The organism is Inquilinus sp. OTU3971, assembly GCF_038440215.1.
In genome coordinates this window covers 29,733-46,404 of sequence record NZ_JASATH010000016.1, presented here as the reverse complement: position 1 = coordinate 46,404, position 16,672 = coordinate 29,733, and the positions used below count along the sequence as shown (strand labels likewise).

Genomic DNA, 16,672 nt, shown 5'->3' with positions numbered 1-16,672 from the left:
CCATGCCCGTGAAGAGGGATGAGACCGGCCGTCGCACCGTCGCGGCCGAGGTCGAGGTGCCCGGCACGCCGGAGGAGGTGTGGCAGGCCATCGCCACCGGCCCCGGCGTGACCTCCTGGTTCGTGCCGACCCGGGTGGAGGAGCGGGTGGGCGGCACGATCGTCGCCAATTTCGGGCCGGGAATGGACTCGCTCGCGACCATCACCGCCTGGGACCCGCCGCGCCGCTTCGCCGCCGACAGCCGTGACATGGGGCTGGGCAGCCCGGCCATCGCCACCGAATGGACCGTCGAGGCCAAGGCCGGCGGCACATGCATCGTCCGGGTGGTGCATGCCTGGTTCGCCGAGACCGACGACTGGGACGGCCAGTTCGAGGGGCACGAGCACGGCTGGCGGGCTTTCTTCCGCATCCTGCGGCTGTATCTGGCCCATTTCCGCGGCCGGCACGGCGTCAATCTCCAGCTGATGGGCATGGCGTCCGAGCCGATGGTCGGGGAGGCCTGGGCGGCGCTGACCGGGCGGCTCGGCATCGCCGGCGCCGGGCCGGGGCAGCGGGTGCAATCGGCTGCAGGGACACCGGCTTTGGCCGGACAGGTCGAGGGCGTCGGCCCGGACGAGCATCCGGAGTTGTTGCTGCGGCTCGACGCGCCCGCGCCCGGCATCGCCCATCTCTTCGCCCTGCCGATGGGCGGGCAGATCTATCTGCCGGTCCGGCTGTATCTGTTCGGCGACCAGCCGGCGGCCGTCGCCGCGCAAGAGGAGCCGGCGTGGCAGGCCTGGATGGCCCGCCACTTCCCGATGCCGGCCCAGCCGGGCTAAGGCCTCAGCCGGCCTCGCGCTCCAGCAAGGCGCGCTTGCGGGCCACGCCCCAGCGGTAGCCGGAGAGGTCGCCGTCCGATCGGACCACGCGGTGGCAGGGGATGGCGACGGCCAAGTCGTTGGCGGCGCAGGCCTGGGCCACCGCGCGCACCGCCTTCGGACGATCGATCCGCCGGGCGATCTCGGCATAGCTGGCGGTGCTGCCGGCCGGGATGCTGCGCAGCGCCTGCCACACCTTCTGCTGGAAGGCGGTGCCGCGGATGTCGAGCGGCAGGTCCAGCATCACCTCCCCGTTGGCGGCTGACGGCGCCTCGACGAAGCCGACCACCCGGGCCACCAGCTGCTCGAATTCGGCATCGCCGCCGACCAGCCAGGCCTTGGGAAAGCGGTCCTGCAGCTCTTCCAGCAGCGCCTGCGGGTCGTCGCCGAACTGGATGGCGACGATGCCCTTCCCGGTCGCCGCCACCAGGATGGCGCCGAGATGGCACTGCCCGATGGCGAAGCGGATCTCGGCCCCGGTGCCGCCGTCGCGGAAGGCGGTCGGGGTCATGCCCAACCGCTGCGGCGCCGCGGCGTAGAAGCGGCCGTTGGAGTTGAAGCCGGCGCCGTAGATCGCCTCGGTCACCGTCTCGGTCTGCTCCAGCTCGTCGCGCATGCGGTCGGCGCGGTGGGCGTCGGCATAGGCCTTCGGGGTGACGCCGGTGACCGACTTGAACATGCGGTGGAAGTGGAACCGGCTCAGCCCCGCCGCCTCGGCCAGCTCGTCCAGGCTCGGCATCTCCTCGGCGGTCTCGATCTTGCGGCAGGCGGCGACCACCAGGGCGGTCTGGCGCTCCGCCAGCGACATCTCGTTCGGCTTGCAGCGCCGGCACGGGCGGAAGCCGGCGCGCTCGGCCGCGGTGGCGTCGACGTGGAAGCTGGCATTCTCGCGCCGCGGATGGCGCGAGGCGCAGCTCGGCCGGCAATAGATCCCGGTGGTGCGCACGGCGAAGACGAAGGCGCCGTCGGCGGCGCGATCGCGGCGCAGCACGGCCGCCCAGCGGGCCTCGTCATTGACGAAGACCGGGGCGGGGACGGGGGCCGGAGGGATGAAACCCATGATGCGCTCCTGTTCGACGGTGGGATCGACAGGTCCCGCCTATATGGGGATGCCGATCGTTCCACCGAAGATGGCGGGCCTGGGATCCGCCGGCACTCCGGCCCTTGCTCTCAAATTCCAGGCCCGGCGGCGACCCGGTTCTTGCGATCCCGGGCTTGCGATCGAATTCGGCGGCAACAAGCGGAGCGCGGGGCGGGAGGCGCGCGCAGATGCTCGCGGTCCCGTCTCCAGCCGTGAGCCTCTGATGTCCGCCCCGCTTCCCGCCCCGTTCCGCCGCCTGGCCTGGTCCAACCTCGCCGCGCAGTCGGCGGAGCAGATCGGCCTCGCCGCCGCGCCGATCGTCGCCGTGCTCGCCCTCGGCGCCGGGGCCGGCGGCACCGGCCTCTTGCAGACCGTGCAGACGCTGCCTTTTCTGCTGTTGTCCCTGCCGGCCGGCCTCCTGGCCGACCGCTCGTCGCGCCGACGGATGATGGCGGCGGCGGAGGCGCTGCGGGCAGTCTCGCTCTTCGCCGTGCTGCTGCTTCTCTCGACTGGCGGCCTCAGCCTCGGCCTGCTCGCGGCGCTCGGCTTCCTCGGCGCCGCCGGCACCGTGGCCTACAGCGTGGCCGCGCCCTCGCTGGTGCCGGACCTGGTGCCGCGGGCGGCGCTGCCGGTCGCGAATGGGCGGATCGAGCTGGCCCGCAGCGCCGCCTTCGCCGCCGGCCCGGCCGTCGCCGGCGCGCTGGTGGCCTGGACCGGCGCCGGCCTGGCCTTCGCCGTCGCCGCGGCCCTGTCGGTCCTGGCCGCGATGCTGCTGGCCGGCATCCGCGAGCCGCAGCGGCCGGCGGTGCCGCCCCGCCATGCCCTGCACGACCTGCGCGAGGGTGCCGGCTTCGTCCTGACCCATCCGCTGCTGCGGCCGGTGCTGCTGACCGCGGTGTTTTTCAACATCGGCTGGTTCGTGCTGCAGGCGATCTACGTGCCCTATGCGGTCGACCATCTCGGCCTCGGTGCCTCCTCCGTCGGCGCCACCTTGGCGGTCTACGGCATCGGCATGGTTCTGGCGGCGCTGGCGGCACCGCGGATCGCCCGGCGGATTCCGTTCGGGCCGATGCTGCTGGTCGGGCCGTTCTCCGGCCTCGCCGGCGCGCTGCTGATGCTGCTGACCGTCTGGCTGCCCTTCGCCCCGATCGCCGGCCTGGCCTTCTTCCTGTTCGGCGCCGGACCGGTGCTGTGGGTGATCGCCTCGACCACCCTGCGCCAGGCGGTGACGCCGCCGGCAATGTTGGGCCGGGTCTCGGCGATCATCACCATGGCCACCTTCGGCTCGCGCCCGCTCGGCGCCGTGATAGGCGGTCTGGTCGGCGACAGCCACGGCGCCGCCGCCTGCCTGGCCGTCGCGGTGATCGGATTCGTCATCCAGGCACTGGTGATCGCCGGCTCGCCGGTGCCGCGCCTCGCCGCACTGCCGGCGGCGTAGGGGCCTGGTCTGCGGAATCGTCCGACAATCGGTTGAGCTTCCGCAGGCGGTGGGGATAATGCCGCCGTCATTCGCGGGGCGGGGGCAGCAGGTGGGTTACGGTCGTTCGATCCTGAAGCATCCGCGGAGCCGGGTGCTCGCCGCCGCCGCGGTCCTGTTGCTGATCGGCGGTGGCGCCGCGGCCCAGACCAGCCCGCCTGAGGATGCGACCACCCAGGCCGTCGTCGCTCAGGCGGAAGCCGACGTCGCGGCCGGGCGCTACGGTCGGGCGATCGAACGCTATCGGCAACTGCTCAAAGTCACCGCTGACGATGCAGCCGCTTTCGACCTGGCGTTGCGGCTCGCGGAGCTGGCCAATGCCGTGGGGCGGCCGGACCTGTCCTATGACGCGCTGTTCCCGCGGATGAAGGCCGCCGCCGGAGTAGCCCCCGAGCAGGTCGAGAGCGGATACGAGCTGCTGACCGAGGCGGCGGGCATGCTTGGCCGGCAGGACGACGCCGTCGGCTATGCCCGGTCGTTGGCGGCGGCCCGGCTGAAGCGGCTCGGCGAGAACGCGCCGGCCACGCTGGCGGCCCGCCTGACTCTGTCGGTGGTCCTGGAGCAGGCGGGCGCGGCGGAGGAGGCCCGCGGCCTTCGGCAAGATGCTCTCACCCGCCTCGAACGGGGCGATCCGGGCCTCTATGTCCGCCTGCTCAACAACACCGCGATCGTCCTGCAGAACAGCGGCAAGCTGGACAGCGCCGCCGAGATGTTCGGCCGGCTCGTCCAGGCCCTGGCGGCGGAGCCCGAGAGCACGGAACTCGGCATCACCCAGTTCAACCTGGCCGTCCTCGACCGCGACCGGCGGCACTACGAGTCCGCGATCGAGCATCACCAGCGGGCGATCGAGATTCTGGAGCGGCTGGAAGGCCCGCTGTCGCCGGAGACGATCGCGGCCGTCGGCGGCCTCGGCCAGACCTACGACATCGCCGGGCGTCCGGCCGCCGCGCTGCCCTTCCTGCGCGACGCCCATGACCGCGCCGTCAAGGCGCTGGGCGACACTGACGACACGATGATCCAGGCGAACAACCTCGCCAATGTGCTGCGGCAGCTGCAGCGCTTCGACGAGGCCGAGCCGCTCGACCGCTCGGCCCTGACCTGGCGTGAACGCAATCTCGGCCCGGCGGATGATTCGACCCTGATTAGCCGGAAGAACCTGGCGCTGGACCTGATCGGCCTGGACCGGCCGAAGGAGGCGATGGAGCTGTATCGACAGGTCGTGACGACGCTCGAGAAGGAGCGCGGCCGCGACAATCCGGCGACGATGGATCTGCGCCGGGAACGGGACATGCTCGCGATGCTTACCGGGACGGCGCCGGCCGACGATGCGGCCTTCGGCAAGCTCGTAGCCGATGCCAAGCCCTCGGCCGGCTCCGTGCGCATGGCCAATCTCCTCGCCGGCATCGCCGAGAAGCAGGGCGACCTCGCGACGGAGGGGCGCCTGCATCGCCTCTCGCTGAAATTGTCCGAGGCCTATTACGGCGAGCTGGACCCGCACACCCTCGCCATGCTGACCAATGTGGCCCGGTCCGAGCGTCAGCAGACATCGAAGACCACGACCGCCACCTACCGGGCGCTGGAGCTGCGGCTCCGGCTCTGGTCGCGGCGGGAGATCGCCTCGACCTCCGACCCGGCGGTGATGGAGCTGGTGGCCGCGACCACCCGCGAGCCGCTCGGCGACATCCTCTCCTATTGTCTTTCCGTTTCGGCCGGCGACCCCGCGGCCACTGAGCTGTTCGCGACCGTGCTGCTCGAATGGAAGGATGTGCTCTCGCTGGAGAGGACGATGCTCGATACGGCGGCTGCCGGGTTTCCGGCGGAAGACCGGGCACTGCTCGATCGGGTGCGCGAGCTGCAGGCCGAAAGCCTGCGGCAACCGCGCAACACGGCCGCGGCGGAACAGACGGCACGCCAGCTTGGGATCGCGGAGGCGACGCTTTCGGACCGGATCACGGGGTTGCGCAAGCTGGAGGAGGAGCGTCGCCGGTCTTACGCCGCCATCTTGTCCACGCTCGGCCCGAAGGAGGCCGTGGTCGACACCATCATCGCACCGCTGAAGGTGTCGGACGGCGTGATCGAGGATCGCATCCTGGCGATGGTCGGCCGCAGCGACGGCAGCGTGTGGCTCTACAATCTCGGCGCGGCCGCCGATGTCGAGCGATGGCTGCAGGCTCCGGACGACACCGATCGAAAGGACGTGCGCCGGGCTCTCTACAAGAGCCTGATCGCGCCGCTGGAGGCCAAGCTGGATGGAATCGAACGGCTGGACGTGGTCCCGGACGGCATCCTTCACCTCGTGCCCTTCGATGGGCTGATCGACGAGTCCGGACGCAACCTGATCGAGACCCGGGATGTCCGCATCGCCCGCAGCGCGCGGGCGATCCACGGCGATCTCGAGCCGCAGCCGCCGGTGGAGGCGGGCGGGGTGCTGCTGGCAGGCGATGTCGACTACGGCACAGGCTCGGCCATGTCGGCCCTGCCGTTCACCGGCATGGAGGTCGACACCATCGCCGGGATCATGGCGGCGGCCGGGTTCGCGCCGAAGGTGCTGCGTGGCGATGCGGCCGATGAAGCCGACATCCGTTCCGAAGCCGGGGGCCGCAGAATCCTGCATTTCGCGACCCATGGCTTCTTCGATCCGATCTCGAAGGACGAGGCGGCGCCGCTCTGGCGAGCCGGCATCGCCCTCGCCAGCGCCAACGCGGGCGGCGAGGACCATATCGCGGCGGATGACGGGGTGCTGTATGCAGCGGAGATGACGACCTGGCCGTTGTCGGGTGTCGACCTCGTCGTGCTGTCCGCCTGCGACACCGCCCAGGGCGACCGCAGCTATGTGGAAGGGCTGAGCGGTCTGCCCTCGGCGCTGGCGATTGCCGGAGCCCGGCGCAGCCTGCTCGCCCGCTGGCCCGTCGATGACCGCGGGACCGCGCTGTTCATGGTCCGGTTCTATCAGGCCCTCGCCGAGAGCCGCTCCTACGAGCAGGCGATCCGCGCGGCGAAGCTCGATGCGATCACAGGCAAGCTGCCCGGTGTGCCGGACGATGTGTGGCTGGCCTTCGCCATGATCGCCAACTGATCGGAAAGGCGGGCGGGACGATGAGCCTGTCTTCAGCCCCGGATCCGACAGCCGTTGGCGGGACGTGGTCGAAGTGGCCGGGACCCTGGCGCCGCCCGGGCCGCTCCTGGCCTGACGGCGCGGAGCGGCCCGGAGATCAGCCGGTTACTCCGCCGCTCGGTTGACCGTCGGGGTGATGTCGATGGAGACCGGCTGCGCCGGCAGCGGGTAGCGGGTCTCGACGGGGTCCGACATGTTCAGCTTCTTGAGGTCGATCCGCATGATCGTCGGATTGTCGTAGGTGCGGAAGTTGAAGATCTTCTCCGTCAGCTCCTTGACCACGACCACCTGGGGGTAGTCGTATTCGGGCGTCTCGCCGTCCTGCGTCCGCGAGGCGCTGGTGCCTTTCGGAATGTCGACGGTGTTGAGCAGGTGCAGCGCCAGGTTGCAGGCCTCCTTGCTGTCCTTCGGCCGCTGGGCTTGCTCGGCGAAGTGCTTGTTGAAGACCGTGCGGATGAAGCGGGACGGCGGGGTCGAGTCCCCGGGCACACCTCGCATGCCGCTGCCGTGCCCCGTCTGCGCGAACCGCTTCAGACCGATCTCGATGGGCTCGGCGTCGACGTTCGACAGGCCGACATAGTTCTGGATGTTGGTGATCTGCCAGGGAAAGGGCGGATCGTTGGTCACCACGCCGACCGGATTGTCATAGACGTGGGTCTTGTGATCGAGGAACTCGACGACGATGCTCCGACCGGCCTCGTCATGGATCGGGAAATGCAGCGGTGACTGCTTCTCCAGCACAAGGTCCCCCCAGACCTCGACGTCTTTTTTGTCCAGCCTGTCCCTGACCTCGTCGACGGTGGCACAGGTGCCGAGCACCCAGCTGGCGAAGAGATCGACGACCAGGGCCTTGTCTCGAGACACGTCATGCTTGTAGCGCGAAGTGGGCAGCCACAAGGCGCCGATGCTCAGCCCCGCCTCGTTCATGCCGTCGGAGATGATGTTCCTGTTGTAGGCGCTGGTGCCGACATAGCCGTATCGGGCGTTCCAGCTATAGCCTTCCTTGCCCTCCGGCGCCGGGCTTTGCTTCAGGGTGCCTCTGCCGCCGACCAAAATCTCGGATTTGAGGTCCGTTCCGAACTCTACGCTGCGTCCGTTGACCACGCTGGCATCGCGCGCCAGCAACAGAAAATCGGTGCACATAATCTGCCTCCTCGGGAGAGAGATCCCGCCCGGAGCCGGCGAAATCGGCCGGCCGGCAATGCTCCGTGCCAGGACGGGACCCGGGTGATGCTGGGTTCAAAAGGGCTCGGCGGCGTGGTGTCCGGACCAATCGCCCCTTGCCGTCCGAGCCGAAGCCAGGATGGCATCTGTCCATCCGGAGCGGTAGGTCCAGATGGCTGTTATCGTTGAGTCCAGATCTATAAAATCCAATATTATGTGATAAATCCCATAGTAGAATAAAGACCTACCTCGACATGCTCCAAGCCGTCGCCCGGGAATGATCGCAGGACGGGTCTCTTCACGATCCGATTTTGCCTCGAGACCCGCTCCTATGAGCAGGTCAACGTAGAGGGAGGCGGCGTTGAGCAACAGACAATCGCCAGCTAGCCGGACGAAATCCGACTAGCCCTTGGCACGATCGGCGACAGATAAAGGCCGATGGCCGGCTTTGCGCATCTAGCCCTTCTTGTCGGTCGCGGGCGCCGGTGTCTGCGGGATCTGCGTCTGGCCGGCCTGGATCTGGCTCTGTCCGCCTTTGGCGTCGGCCTGGGCGCTGTAGGGGCAGGCGAAGGCAGGTGATGCGATCAGCAGCGCTGCGGCAGCAAGGGCAAGGAACTTCATGTCGGCCTCCCGTTCCTGCGCCGGAGCGCCGGATCTTGGATCCGGACTGCGGCGCCGTGGCATAAGGGATCGATCCGGATCATCGTACTCGCCTGCGCCGGGTCTGGAAAGCCGCTGTCCGGAGTCGGGCTCACGCCCGCTGCTTCTGCCGGGCCTGCTGCAGATAGGGCGCCAAGTACTGGCCGGTATAGCTGCGCTTGGCGCGGACCACATCCTCCGGCGTGCCGGCGGCGATGATCTCGCCGCCGCCGTCGCCGCCCTCGGGGCCGATATCGACGATCCAGTCGGCGGTCTTGATCACCTCGAGATTGTGCTCGATCACGATCACCGTGTTGCCCTGGTCGACCAGCTCGTGCAGCACCTCGAGCAGCTTGCGCACATCGTGGAAATGCAGGCCGGTGGTCGGCTCGTCCAGGATGTAGACGGTCTTGCCGGTGGCCCGGCGCGACAGCTCCTTGGCCAGCTTCACCCGCTGCGCCTCGCCGCCCGACAGCGTGGTCGCCGCCTGGCCGATCTTGACGTAGTCGAGGCCGACCCGGTGCAGCGTCTCCATCTTGTCGCGGATCGATGGCACGGCGCGGAAGAACTCCGCCCCTTCCTCGACCGTCATCTCCAGCACCTCGGCGATCGACTTGTCGCGGTACAGCACCTCCAGCGTCTCACGGTTGTAGCGATGGCCCTTGCAGACGTCGCACTGGACATAGACGTCGGGCAGGAAGTGCATCTCGATCTTGATGACGCCGTCGCCCTGGCAGGCCTCGCAGCGGCCGCCCTTGACGTTGAAGGAGAAGCGGCCGGGGCCGTAGCCGCGAGCCTTGGCCTCCGGCAGCCCGGCGAACCAGTCGCGGATCGGGGTGAAGGCGCCGGTATAGGTCGCCGGGTTCGACCGCGGCGTGCGGCCGATCGGCGACTGGTCGATGTCGATGATCTTGTCGAGGAACTGGACGCCCTCGATCGCATCGTGCTGCGCTGGATGCTCATGCGCCCCCATCAGCTGCCGGGCCAGCGACTTGTACAGGGTCTCGATCACCAGGGTCGACTTGCCGCCGCCGGACACGCCGGTGACGCAGGTGAAGGTGCCCAGCGGCACCTCCATGGTGACATTTTTGAGGTTGTTGCCGCGGGCACCGACCACCTTCAGCACCTGGCCCTTGTGACCGGGGCGGCGAGTCACCGGCACCTCGATCCGCTTGGCGCCGGTCAAATACTGGGCGGTGATGCTGTCGGGCGCGTGCAGCACCTCCTCGGGCGTGCCATGCGCCACCACCACGCCGCCATGCACGCCGGCGCCGGGGCCCATGTCGACCAGGTAGTCGGCGCTGCGGATCGCGTCCTCGTCATGCTCGACCACCAGCACGGTGTTGCCGAGGTCGCGCAGCCGCTTCAGCGTACCCAGCAACCGCTCATTGTCGCGCTGGTGCAGCCCGATCGACGGCTCGTCGAGGACGTAGAGCACGCCGGTCAGGCCGGAGCCGATCTGCGAGGCCAGGCGAATGCGCTGGCTCTCGCCGCCCGACAGCGAGCCCGAGCCGCGCGCGAGGGTGAGATAGGTCAGGCCGACGGCGCTGAGGAAGGTCAGCCGCTCGTTGATCTCCTTCAGGATGCGGTAGGCGATCTCCTGGTCCTTGACCGACAGCTTGGCGTTCAGCGCCGCGAACCACTGCCCGGCCTCGGCGATCGACTTCTCCGCCACCTGGCTGACATGCAGTCCGTCGATCTTCACCGCCAGCGCCTCGGGCTTGAGGCGGGCGCCGCCGCAGGTCTCGCAGGGCCGGGTGCCCTGGTACTTGCCCAGTTCTTCCCGGGTCCAGGCGCTGTCGGTCTCGCGGAACCGCCGCTCCATGTTCGGGATCAGCCCTTCGAACGGCTTCTCGGTCTTGTAGGTGCGCAGCCCGTCATCATAGCGGAAGGTGATCGGCTCCTTGCCGGAGCCGTACAGGATCGCATTGCGCACCTGCTCCGGCAGGTCGCGCCAGGGCGTCGTCGTGCTGACGCCGTAATGGGCGGCAATCGCCTCCAGCGTCTGGTGGTAGTATTTCGAGGACGAGCCCTCCCACGGCGCCACCGCGCCCTTGGCCAGGGTCCGGCTCTCATCCGGCACCACCAGCTCCGGGTCGAACACCAGCTTGGCGCCAAGGCCGTCGCAGGCCGGGCAGGCGCCGTGCGGGCTGTTGAAGGAGAACAGCCGCGGCTCGATCTCCGGGATGGTGAAGCCGGAGACCGGGCAGGCGAATTTCGACGAGAACAGCGTGCGGTCGCCGCTGTCGGCGTTCTCGGCGATGGCCAGGCCCTCGGCCAGGCCCAGTGCGGTCTCGATCGAATCGGCCAGGCGGTTGCCCAGGTCGTCGCGCACCACCAGCCGGTCGACCACCACCTCGATGTCGTGCTTCAGCTTCTTGTTCAGCGCCGGCACGTCCTCGATCTCGTACAGGGTGCCGTCGACCTTGACCCGCTGGAAGCCGCGGGCCCGCAGCTCCTGCAACTCCTTCCGGTACTCGCCCTTGCGGCCGCGCACGATCGGGGCCAGCAGGTACAGGCGGGTGCCGTCGCCCATCGCCATCACCCGGTCGACCATCTGGCTGACCGTCTGGCTCTCGATCGGCAGGCCGGTGGCCGGGGAATAGGGCACGCCGATGCGGGCGAACAGCAGCCGCATGTAGTCGTAGATCTCGGTCACCGTGCCGACGGTCGACCGCGGGTTGCGGCTGGTCGTCTTCTGCTCGATCGAGATCGCCGGCGACAGGCCCTCGATCGAATCGACGTCCGGCTTCTGCATCAGCTCGAGGAACTGGCGGGCATAGGCCGACAGGCTCTCGACATAGCGGCGCTGGCCTTCGGCATAGATGGTGTCGAAGGCGAGTGAGGACTTGCCGGAGCCGCTGAGGCCGGTGATCACGATCAGCTGGTCGCGCGGCAGATCGACGTCGACATTCTTCAGATTGTGCTCGCGCGCGCCGCGGACGCTGATGGACTTGTACATCGCCAGGATCACTCATGCGGGAAGGGCGTCCCCGGTCTCCGGGCACACCGATGTGCAATATGGGGCGGGCGAAGCCCGAAAGCGACTCCGGCCCGGCTGCCGGATCGCTGCGGGGGCCGCGGCCGCGTTCCGGCCCACAGCGAGTCCGATGACGGGACTCGAACATATCGGGAACGTTGCGGTCAAGCGGAAAGCGGGATAGGATGCCGGTCCAGAGCCTTTCAGGGGCAGGAAACCCCAAGGCCTTCGGTGCGAGATTCCATGATCCGTCGGGTCGGCTTGATTGCGCTTCTGCTGCTGCTGTCGTGGGCCGGCGATTCGATGGCCGCGACACTCGACTGCGGCGACGCCGGCAAGCGGCTGTGGAGCCACAGCGATCCCCAGGTCAATCTCAGCCACATCTTCTGCGGCGAGGTCGGGCGCAACGGCGACCCCAAGGGGTTCCATTCGCGCGCCGCCGGCCTGCCGACCGGCGCGGTCGACCGGGTGGAGGAGACCGCGCATCGCGGCAACGAGGTCTATGACGCGACCGTGATCTTCAGCAACGGCCGGCGCAAGCGGTCGACCTTCTATCCCGATGACTGCTCGGCGGAGGCGATCCTGCGCTCGGTGCTCTACGCCTGGCGCAACCAGACCGGCGCGCATCCGGCCTGGGGTGTGCTCGGCCCCTCTGCACCGGATGGGGCGGCGCCGGCGGGTGGCGGCCCGCAGGACGGCTATTGCCGCGACGACCGTCGCCGGCCCTTCGAGATCCGGATCGGCACGATCCAGCGCCACGGCCAGGATGCTGTCAACACCGCGTTCCCGAACTGAGAGGCCGGGATGAAGGGAAAGCAGAGCATGATCGAGGTCACCCGCGACGCCGAGGGCCGGCCGCGCGTCGTGTCCGGCACCGCGGCGCCGATCCTGGCCGATTTCCTCGAGACCGACCTGCGCGGCGACGACGCCTGGACGGCCCGGGTGGCCGAGCGCCTGGGCGAGGCCGGGGAGGGGGGAGAGCCGATCATCGGCAACCTCTATGCGCTGGAGATCCACGGTGCCCAGTCGGTGCTGCGCAACATCCACGACGCCAAGGTGCCGGCGCTGATGCTGCCGACCCAGGATCTGGCGGTGGCGGTCGGCGCCTGGCTGGCGGCGCTGCGCAAGCCCGGACGCGCGGCACGGCCGCGCCGGAAGGGATGAGGCTGGTGGCTCAAACGTGATTGGCATCGGCGGGCCATCCGTCTAGGGTCCGCCGCTAACAGGTATGGAGTGAGGTCTGGATCATGGCTGGCAGCGTCAACAAGGTCATTCTCATCGGCAATCTCGGCCGCGATCCGGAGATCCGGTCCTTCCAGAATGGCGGGCGGGTGGCGAATCTCTCGGTCGCGACGTCGGAGAACTGGAAGGACCGCACCACCGGCGAGCGTAAGGAGCGTACCGAGTGGCACCGCGTCGTGGTGTTCAACGACGCGTTGGTCGGAGTGGTCGAGCGGTTCCTGAAGAAGGGCTCGAAGATCTATGTCGAGGGCCAGATCGAGACCCGCAAATACACCGACCAGAGCGGCGCCGAGCGCTACACCACCGAGGTGGTGCTGCGCCCGTTCCGGGGCGAGCTGACCATGCTCGACGGCCGTGAGGGCGGCGGCGGTGGCGGGAGTGGCGGCTTCGAGGATGAGGGCGGCTCGGGCGGCGGCTACGGCGGCGGTGGCGGCTATGGCGGCGGCCGGTCCTCGGGCGGTGGTTCGTCCGGCGGCGGTGGCGGCGGCTCCTCCGGCGGCGGCCGTGGCCCGATGGCGGACGATCTCGACGACGAGATCCCGTTCTGACGCCAGCGGCGATGGACGACCGCGGGATGCGGGGCCTGGCGCCGCGCATCCTGCTGATCAATCCCAATACCAACCGCGCCACCACCGCGATGATGGTGGCGATCGCCCAGGCCGAAGCCGGCGATGCGATGATCGTCGAGGGCGCGACGGCCGCGTCCGGCGTGCCGATGATCCTCGACGAGGCCGCGCTCGCCGCCTCGGCGGAACAGGTCGTCGCGATCGGCGCCGGGGCGGCCGGAGCGGCGGGGATGATCGTGGCGGCCTTCGGCGATCCCGGACTGGAAACGCTGCGCGGTCGCGTGACGGTTCCGGTCGTCGGGCTCTGCGAGGCGGGGATGCTGGAGGCCGCGGCCGGCGGGCGCCGGTTCGGCGTCGCGACCACGACCCCGGCGCTTGCCGCCACGATCGACGCCAAGGCCCGGGCCCTGGGGCTCGGCCCGCTCTACACCGGCATCCGCCTGACGCCCGGCGACCCGGCTGCGCTGGTCGGCGATCCGGAACTGTTGGAAACGGCCTTGGCCGATGCGGTCGCCCTGGCGATCGAGCGGGACGGGGCCGAGGCGGTGGTGATCGGCGGCGGCCCGCTCGGCCGCGCCGCCAGCGCCCTGGAGAGGCGCTTCGCGGTTCCGGTCATCGGCCCGATTCCGGCCGCCATTCGCCGCCTGGCCCGGCTGCTGCAGGAGCGGTGACGCCTCAGGCGGTGAGCCGCACGCAGCGGGCCCAATGTCCCGGAGCCAGGTCGACCGGCGCGGGCTCCGCGGCGGCGCAGGTGTCGGCGAAGCGGTGGCAGCGCGGCCCGAAGGCGCAGCCCGGCGGCGGAGCGCTGAGGTCCGGCGGAGCGCCCGGGATCGCCTCCAGCCGGCCACCCTTCGCCAAAGCGTGATTGGTCCGGGTGGCCAGCAGGCCCCGGGTGTAGGGGTGCGCCGCCTCTCGGATCACCGCGGCGCAGGGCCCGGTCTCGACGATGCGGCCGGCATACATCACCGCGATCCGGTCGGCGACCTCGACCGCGACGCCGATGTCGTGCGTGACGAAGAGGATGGCCAGGCCGAATTCGCGCTGCAGCTCGCGCAGCAGCAGCAGCACCTGGATCTGCACCGTGGCGTCGAGCGCGGTGGTCGGTTCGTCGGCCAGCAGCACCTTGGGCCGGCAGGCCAGGGCCAGCGCGATCATGGCGCGCTGGCGCATCCCGCCCGACATTTCGTGCGGGTAGTTGTCCAGCCGCCGCTCCGGCGACGGGATGCGCACGCGCTCGAACAGCGCCAGCGCCCGGCGCCGCCCCTCGGCGCGGGAGACGCGCTCGTGCCGGACCACCGCCTCCGCGATCTGGTCGCCGATCCGGTACACCGGGTCGAAGGCGAGGCCCGGATCCTGGAACACCATCGAGGCGATGCGGCCGCGATAGGCCGACAGCTCGGCCGCCGACAGGGCGAGGATGTCGCGCCCGTTGACGGCGACCGTGCCGCCGATGCGCGCGGTCTTGGGGTGCAGGCGCAGCAGCGTCCGCAGGGTGACGCTCTTGCCCGAGCCGGATTCGCCGAGCAGGGCGACGGTCTCGCCCGGGGCCAGGCTGAGGTCGACCCCGGCGACCGCCCGCACGTTTCCGCCCGCGGCGGCGAAATCCACGGTCAGGTCCTTGACGTCGACGATGGGTGCTGCGGTCATGCGGCGGCGCTTTGCGGATGGCCGGAGGCCGGATCGGCGAGGTGGCAGGCCGCCCGATGCGCGCCGCCGACCGCGTGCAATTCCGGCTCGATCCGGGAGCAGGGGGCGGCTGCGGCGCGGCAGCGGGGGTGGAAGCGGCAGCCGGGCGGCGGGTCGATCGGGTTCGGCGGATCGCCGGACAGCGGCGCCTCCTCGGTGCGCCGGTCCGGATCCATCGACGGCATCGAGGCCAGCAGCGCCTCGGTGTAGGGATGGCGCGGCGTTTCGAAGATCGAGTCCGCCGCGCCGACCTCGGCGACCTTGCCGAGATACATCACCATCACCCGGTCGCAGATCAGGCGGACCGTGTGCAGGTCGTGCGAGATGAACATGTAGGTCAGGCCGAACTCGTCCTTCAGGTCGAGCAGCAGGTTCAGCACCTGCGCCTCGACCGATTTGTCGAGCGCCGACACCGCCTCGTCGAGGATCAGCAGGCGGGGGCTCAGCGCCAGCGCCCGGGCGATGTTGACGCGCTGCCGCTGGCCGCCCGACAGCTCATGCGGATAGCGCCCGGCGAAGCGGACCGGGTCGATGCCGACGCGGTGCAGCAGGTCCCGGGCCTGGGCTCGGGCCGCCCGGGCACCGAGGCCCTGGATCCGCGGGCCGAAGGCGATGGTGTCGAGCGCCGTCAGCCGCGGGTTGAGCGAGGCGTAGCTGTCCTGGAACACCATCTGCGCCTGCCGGCGGAAGGCGGCGACACCCAGCGCCGCCGACCCGACCTCCTCGCCGTCGAACAGGATGGCGCCGGCATCCGGCCGGATGATCCGCATGATCAGCCGCGCCGTGGTCGACTTGCCGCAGCCGGATTCCCCGACGATGCCCAGCGTCTCGCCCTTGGCGATGTCGAAATCGACGCCGTCGACCGCGCGCACGATGGCGCCGCCCTTGCTCAGGAAGCCCGTCTTCCGGCCGAAATGCTTCACCAGGCCGCGCACGGACAGCAGCGGCGTCCCCGGCCCGCCGCGATCGCGCGGATCCGGCGCGCTCACGACTTCACCTCCATCGCCGTGCGCAGTCCGTCGGAGAACAGGTTGAAGGATATGGAGGTGAGGAAGATCATCACGCCCGGCAGCGCCGCGACCAGCGGCTGGGAATAGATCGCGGTACGCAGGGTGTTCAGCATCAGGCCCCATTCCGGCTCCGGCGGTTTGACCCCAAGGCCGAGGAAGGACAGCCCCGAGGACAGGATCATCGACACGCTGATCAGGCTGGTGGCGTAGATGAAGATCGGCCCCAGCACGTTGCCGAGCACATGGACCCGGATGATGGTGACCGGGCCGGCGCCGGACAGGCGGGCCGCCTCGACATAGTCGCGGCCGCGGATCTGGGTGGTAACGCTTTCGGCCACCCGGGCGATCTGCGGCACGAACACCACGGTCAGCGACACGATCGCGTTCAGGATGCCGGCGCCGAGCGCGCCGGACAGCGCGATCGCCAGCAGCACCGACGGGAAGGCGAAGAACACGTCGATGACGCGCATCACCAGCGTGTTGATCCGACCGCCGACATAACCGGCGGCGATGCCGATGCCGGAGCCCAGGACGAAGGCGAACAGCACCGGCGTCACCCCCAGGAACAGTGACAGTCGGCCGCCATAGATCAGCCGGGTCAGCATGTCGCGGCCGAGCTCGTCCGACCCCAGCAGGTAGCCGGGAAAGCCCACCGGCTTCAGCCGGCGGGCCATGGTGCCCTTGACCGGGTCGGCCGGGGCGATCCAGGGCGCCAGCACCGCCGCCAGGACGATCGCGACGATCACGGCGAGGGCGACCATCGCCACCGGGTCGCGCATCAGCCGCCGTCCGACATTCGCCCAGTAGCCGCGCCGCGCGGGGCTCCGGGCCATGGTTTCGGCGATCGCCGTCATC

14 protein-coding genes are annotated in these 16,672 nt (G+C 69.9%); 7 read left to right on the top strand and 7 right to left on the bottom strand.

Annotation, left to right across the window (positions count from 1 at the left end; translation table 11 throughout):
• Positions 1–2: 2 nt before the first annotated feature.
• Positions 3–818: an SRPBCC family protein gene (locus tag AAHM41_RS06380; protein WP_342235685.1), complete on the top strand. Its 816-nt coding sequence runs from the start codon at positions 3–5 to the stop codon at positions 816–818.
• 4 nt (positions 819–822) lie between these two features.
• Here the strand turns inward: AAHM41_RS06380 and ada are convergent, their stop codons facing one another.
• The gene (gene ada / locus AAHM41_RS06375; RefSeq protein WP_342235684.1) at positions 823–1,917 is read right to left on the bottom strand and encodes a bifunctional DNA-binding transcriptional regulator/O6-methylguanine-DNA methyltransferase Ada; all 1,095 of its coding nucleotides are present in this window, start codon (positions 1,915–1,917) and stop codon (positions 823–825) included.
• A gap of 244 nt (positions 1,918–2,161) precedes the next feature.
• On the opposite strand from ada, the gene AAHM41_RS06370 reads away from it, so the two are divergent.
• Positions 2,162–3,376: an MFS transporter gene (locus AAHM41_RS06370; RefSeq protein WP_342235683.1), complete on the top strand. Its 1,215-nt coding sequence runs from the start codon at positions 2,162–2,164 to the stop codon at positions 3,374–3,376.
• A gap of 91 nt (positions 3,377–3,467) precedes the next feature.
• Complete coding sequence (locus AAHM41_RS06365) at positions 3,468–6,491, top strand: CHAT domain-containing tetratricopeptide repeat protein (protein ID WP_342235682.1); 3,024 nt, start codon at positions 3,468–3,470, stop codon at positions 6,489–6,491.
• A 144-nt stretch (positions 6,492–6,635) separates the two neighbouring features.
• Here AAHM41_RS06365 and AAHM41_RS06360 read toward each other — a convergent pair whose 3' ends face one another.
• The 3 genes from AAHM41_RS06360 to uvrA all read right to left on the bottom strand — a co-directional run bounded on the left by AAHM41_RS06360 (position 6,636) and on the right by uvrA (position 11,295).
• On the bottom strand, positions 6,636–7,673 hold the full coding sequence (locus tag AAHM41_RS06360) for a choloylglycine hydrolase family protein (RefSeq protein ID WP_342235681.1): 1,038 nt from the start codon (positions 7,671–7,673) through the stop codon (positions 6,636–6,638).
• A gap of 477 nt (positions 7,674–8,150) precedes the next feature.
• Positions 8,151–8,315 carry a hypothetical protein gene (locus AAHM41_RS06355; RefSeq protein ID WP_342235680.1) on the bottom strand — a complete coding sequence of 55 codons (165 nt, stop codon included), beginning with the start codon at positions 8,313–8,315 and terminating at the stop codon, positions 8,151–8,153.
• Between the two features lie 130 nt (positions 8,316–8,445).
• Complete coding sequence (gene uvrA, locus AAHM41_RS06350) at positions 8,446–11,295, bottom strand: excinuclease ABC subunit UvrA (protein WP_342235679.1); 2,850 nt, start codon at positions 11,293–11,295, stop codon at positions 8,446–8,448.
• A 261-nt stretch (positions 11,296–11,556) separates the two neighbouring features.
• On the opposite strand from uvrA, the gene AAHM41_RS06345 reads away from it, so the two are divergent.
• The 4 genes from AAHM41_RS06345 to AAHM41_RS06330 all read left to right on the top strand — a co-directional run bounded on the left by AAHM41_RS06345 (position 11,557) and on the right by AAHM41_RS06330 (position 13,792).
• Positions 11,557–12,108 (top strand): EndoU domain-containing protein, encoded by a 552-nt coding sequence (locus AAHM41_RS06345; RefSeq protein ID WP_342235678.1) that lies wholly within the window; start codon positions 11,557–11,559, stop codon positions 12,106–12,108.
• A 9-nt stretch (positions 12,109–12,117) separates the two neighbouring features.
• A complete protein-coding gene (locus AAHM41_RS06340) occupies positions 12,118–12,477 on the top strand; it encodes a hypothetical protein (RefSeq protein ID WP_342235677.1) in 360 nt (119 codons plus the stop codon).
• Positions 12,478–12,560: 83 nt separating this feature from the next.
• A complete protein-coding gene (gene ssb, locus AAHM41_RS06335; protein ID WP_342235676.1) occupies positions 12,561–13,103 on the top strand; it encodes a single-stranded DNA-binding protein in 543 nt (180 codons plus the stop codon).
• Between the two features lie 11 nt (positions 13,104–13,114).
• Positions 13,115–13,792, top strand: a complete 678-nt coding sequence (locus tag AAHM41_RS06330; RefSeq protein ID WP_342235675.1) for an aspartate/glutamate racemase family protein — start codon at positions 13,115–13,117, stop codon at positions 13,790–13,792.
• A 4-nt stretch (positions 13,793–13,796) separates the two neighbouring features.
• Here AAHM41_RS06330 and AAHM41_RS06325 read toward each other — a convergent pair whose 3' ends face one another.
• Genes AAHM41_RS06325 through AAHM41_RS06315 form a run of 3 tightly spaced genes read right to left on the bottom strand, consistent with a single transcriptional unit; the run spans position 13,797 to position 16,671 of the window.
• Positions 13,797–14,768 (bottom strand): ABC transporter ATP-binding protein, encoded by a 972-nt coding sequence (locus tag AAHM41_RS06325; RefSeq protein ID WP_342235674.1) that lies wholly within the window; start codon positions 14,766–14,768, stop codon positions 13,797–13,799.
• Positions 14,765–15,796 (bottom strand): ABC transporter ATP-binding protein, encoded by a 1,032-nt coding sequence (locus AAHM41_RS06320; RefSeq protein WP_342235673.1) that lies wholly within the window; start codon positions 15,794–15,796, stop codon positions 14,765–14,767. Before AAHM41_RS06320 ends, AAHM41_RS06325 begins: the two co-directional genes overlap by 4 nt.
• On the bottom strand, positions 15,793–16,671 hold the full coding sequence (locus AAHM41_RS06315) for an ABC transporter permease (RefSeq protein WP_342235672.1): 879 nt from the start codon (positions 16,669–16,671) through the stop codon (positions 15,793–15,795). Before AAHM41_RS06315 ends, AAHM41_RS06320 begins: the two co-directional genes overlap by 4 nt.
• Position 16,672: the final 1 nt, after the last annotated feature.

Bases quoted from the DNA above. Each gene is read 5' to 3' on its own strand.
- AAHM41_RS06330 (WP_342235675.1), top strand. From the start codon at position 13,115: ATGGACGACCGCGGGATGCGGGGCCTGGCGCCGCGCATCCTGCTGATC.
- AAHM41_RS06325 (WP_342235674.1), bottom strand. From the start codon at position 14,768: ATGACCGCAGCACCCATCGTCGACGTCAAGGACCTGACCGTGGATTTC.
- AAHM41_RS06355 (WP_342235680.1), bottom strand. From the start codon at position 8,315: ATGAAGTTCCTTGCCCTTGCTGCCGCAGCGCTGCTGATCGCATCACCT.
- AAHM41_RS06360 (WP_342235681.1), bottom strand. From the start codon at position 7,673: ATGTGCACCGATTTTCTGTTGCTGGCGCGCGATGCCAGCGTGGTCAAC.
- AAHM41_RS06380 (WP_342235685.1), top strand. From the start codon at position 3: ATGCCCGTGAAGAGGGATGAGACCGGCCGTCGCACCGTCGCGGCCGAG.
- AAHM41_RS06370 (WP_342235683.1), top strand. From the start codon at position 2,162: ATGTCCGCCCCGCTTCCCGCCCCGTTCCGCCGCCTGGCCTGGTCCAAC.
- AAHM41_RS06345 (WP_342235678.1), top strand. From the start codon at position 11,557: ATGATCCGTCGGGTCGGCTTGATTGCGCTTCTGCTGCTGCTGTCGTGG.
- uvrA (WP_342235679.1), bottom strand. From the start codon at position 11,295: ATGTACAAGTCCATCAGCGTCCGCGGCGCGCGCGAGCACAATCTGAAG.
- AAHM41_RS06315 (WP_342235672.1), bottom strand. From the start codon at position 16,671: ATGACGGCGATCGCCGAAACCATGGCCCGGAGCCCCGCGCGGCGCGGC.
- ssb (WP_342235676.1), top strand. From the start codon at position 12,561: ATGGCTGGCAGCGTCAACAAGGTCATTCTCATCGGCAATCTCGGCCGC.
- ada (WP_342235684.1), bottom strand. From the start codon at position 1,917: ATGGGTTTCATCCCTCCGGCCCCCGTCCCCGCCCCGGTCTTCGTCAAT.
- AAHM41_RS06340 (WP_342235677.1), top strand. From the start codon at position 12,118: ATGAAGGGAAAGCAGAGCATGATCGAGGTCACCCGCGACGCCGAGGGC.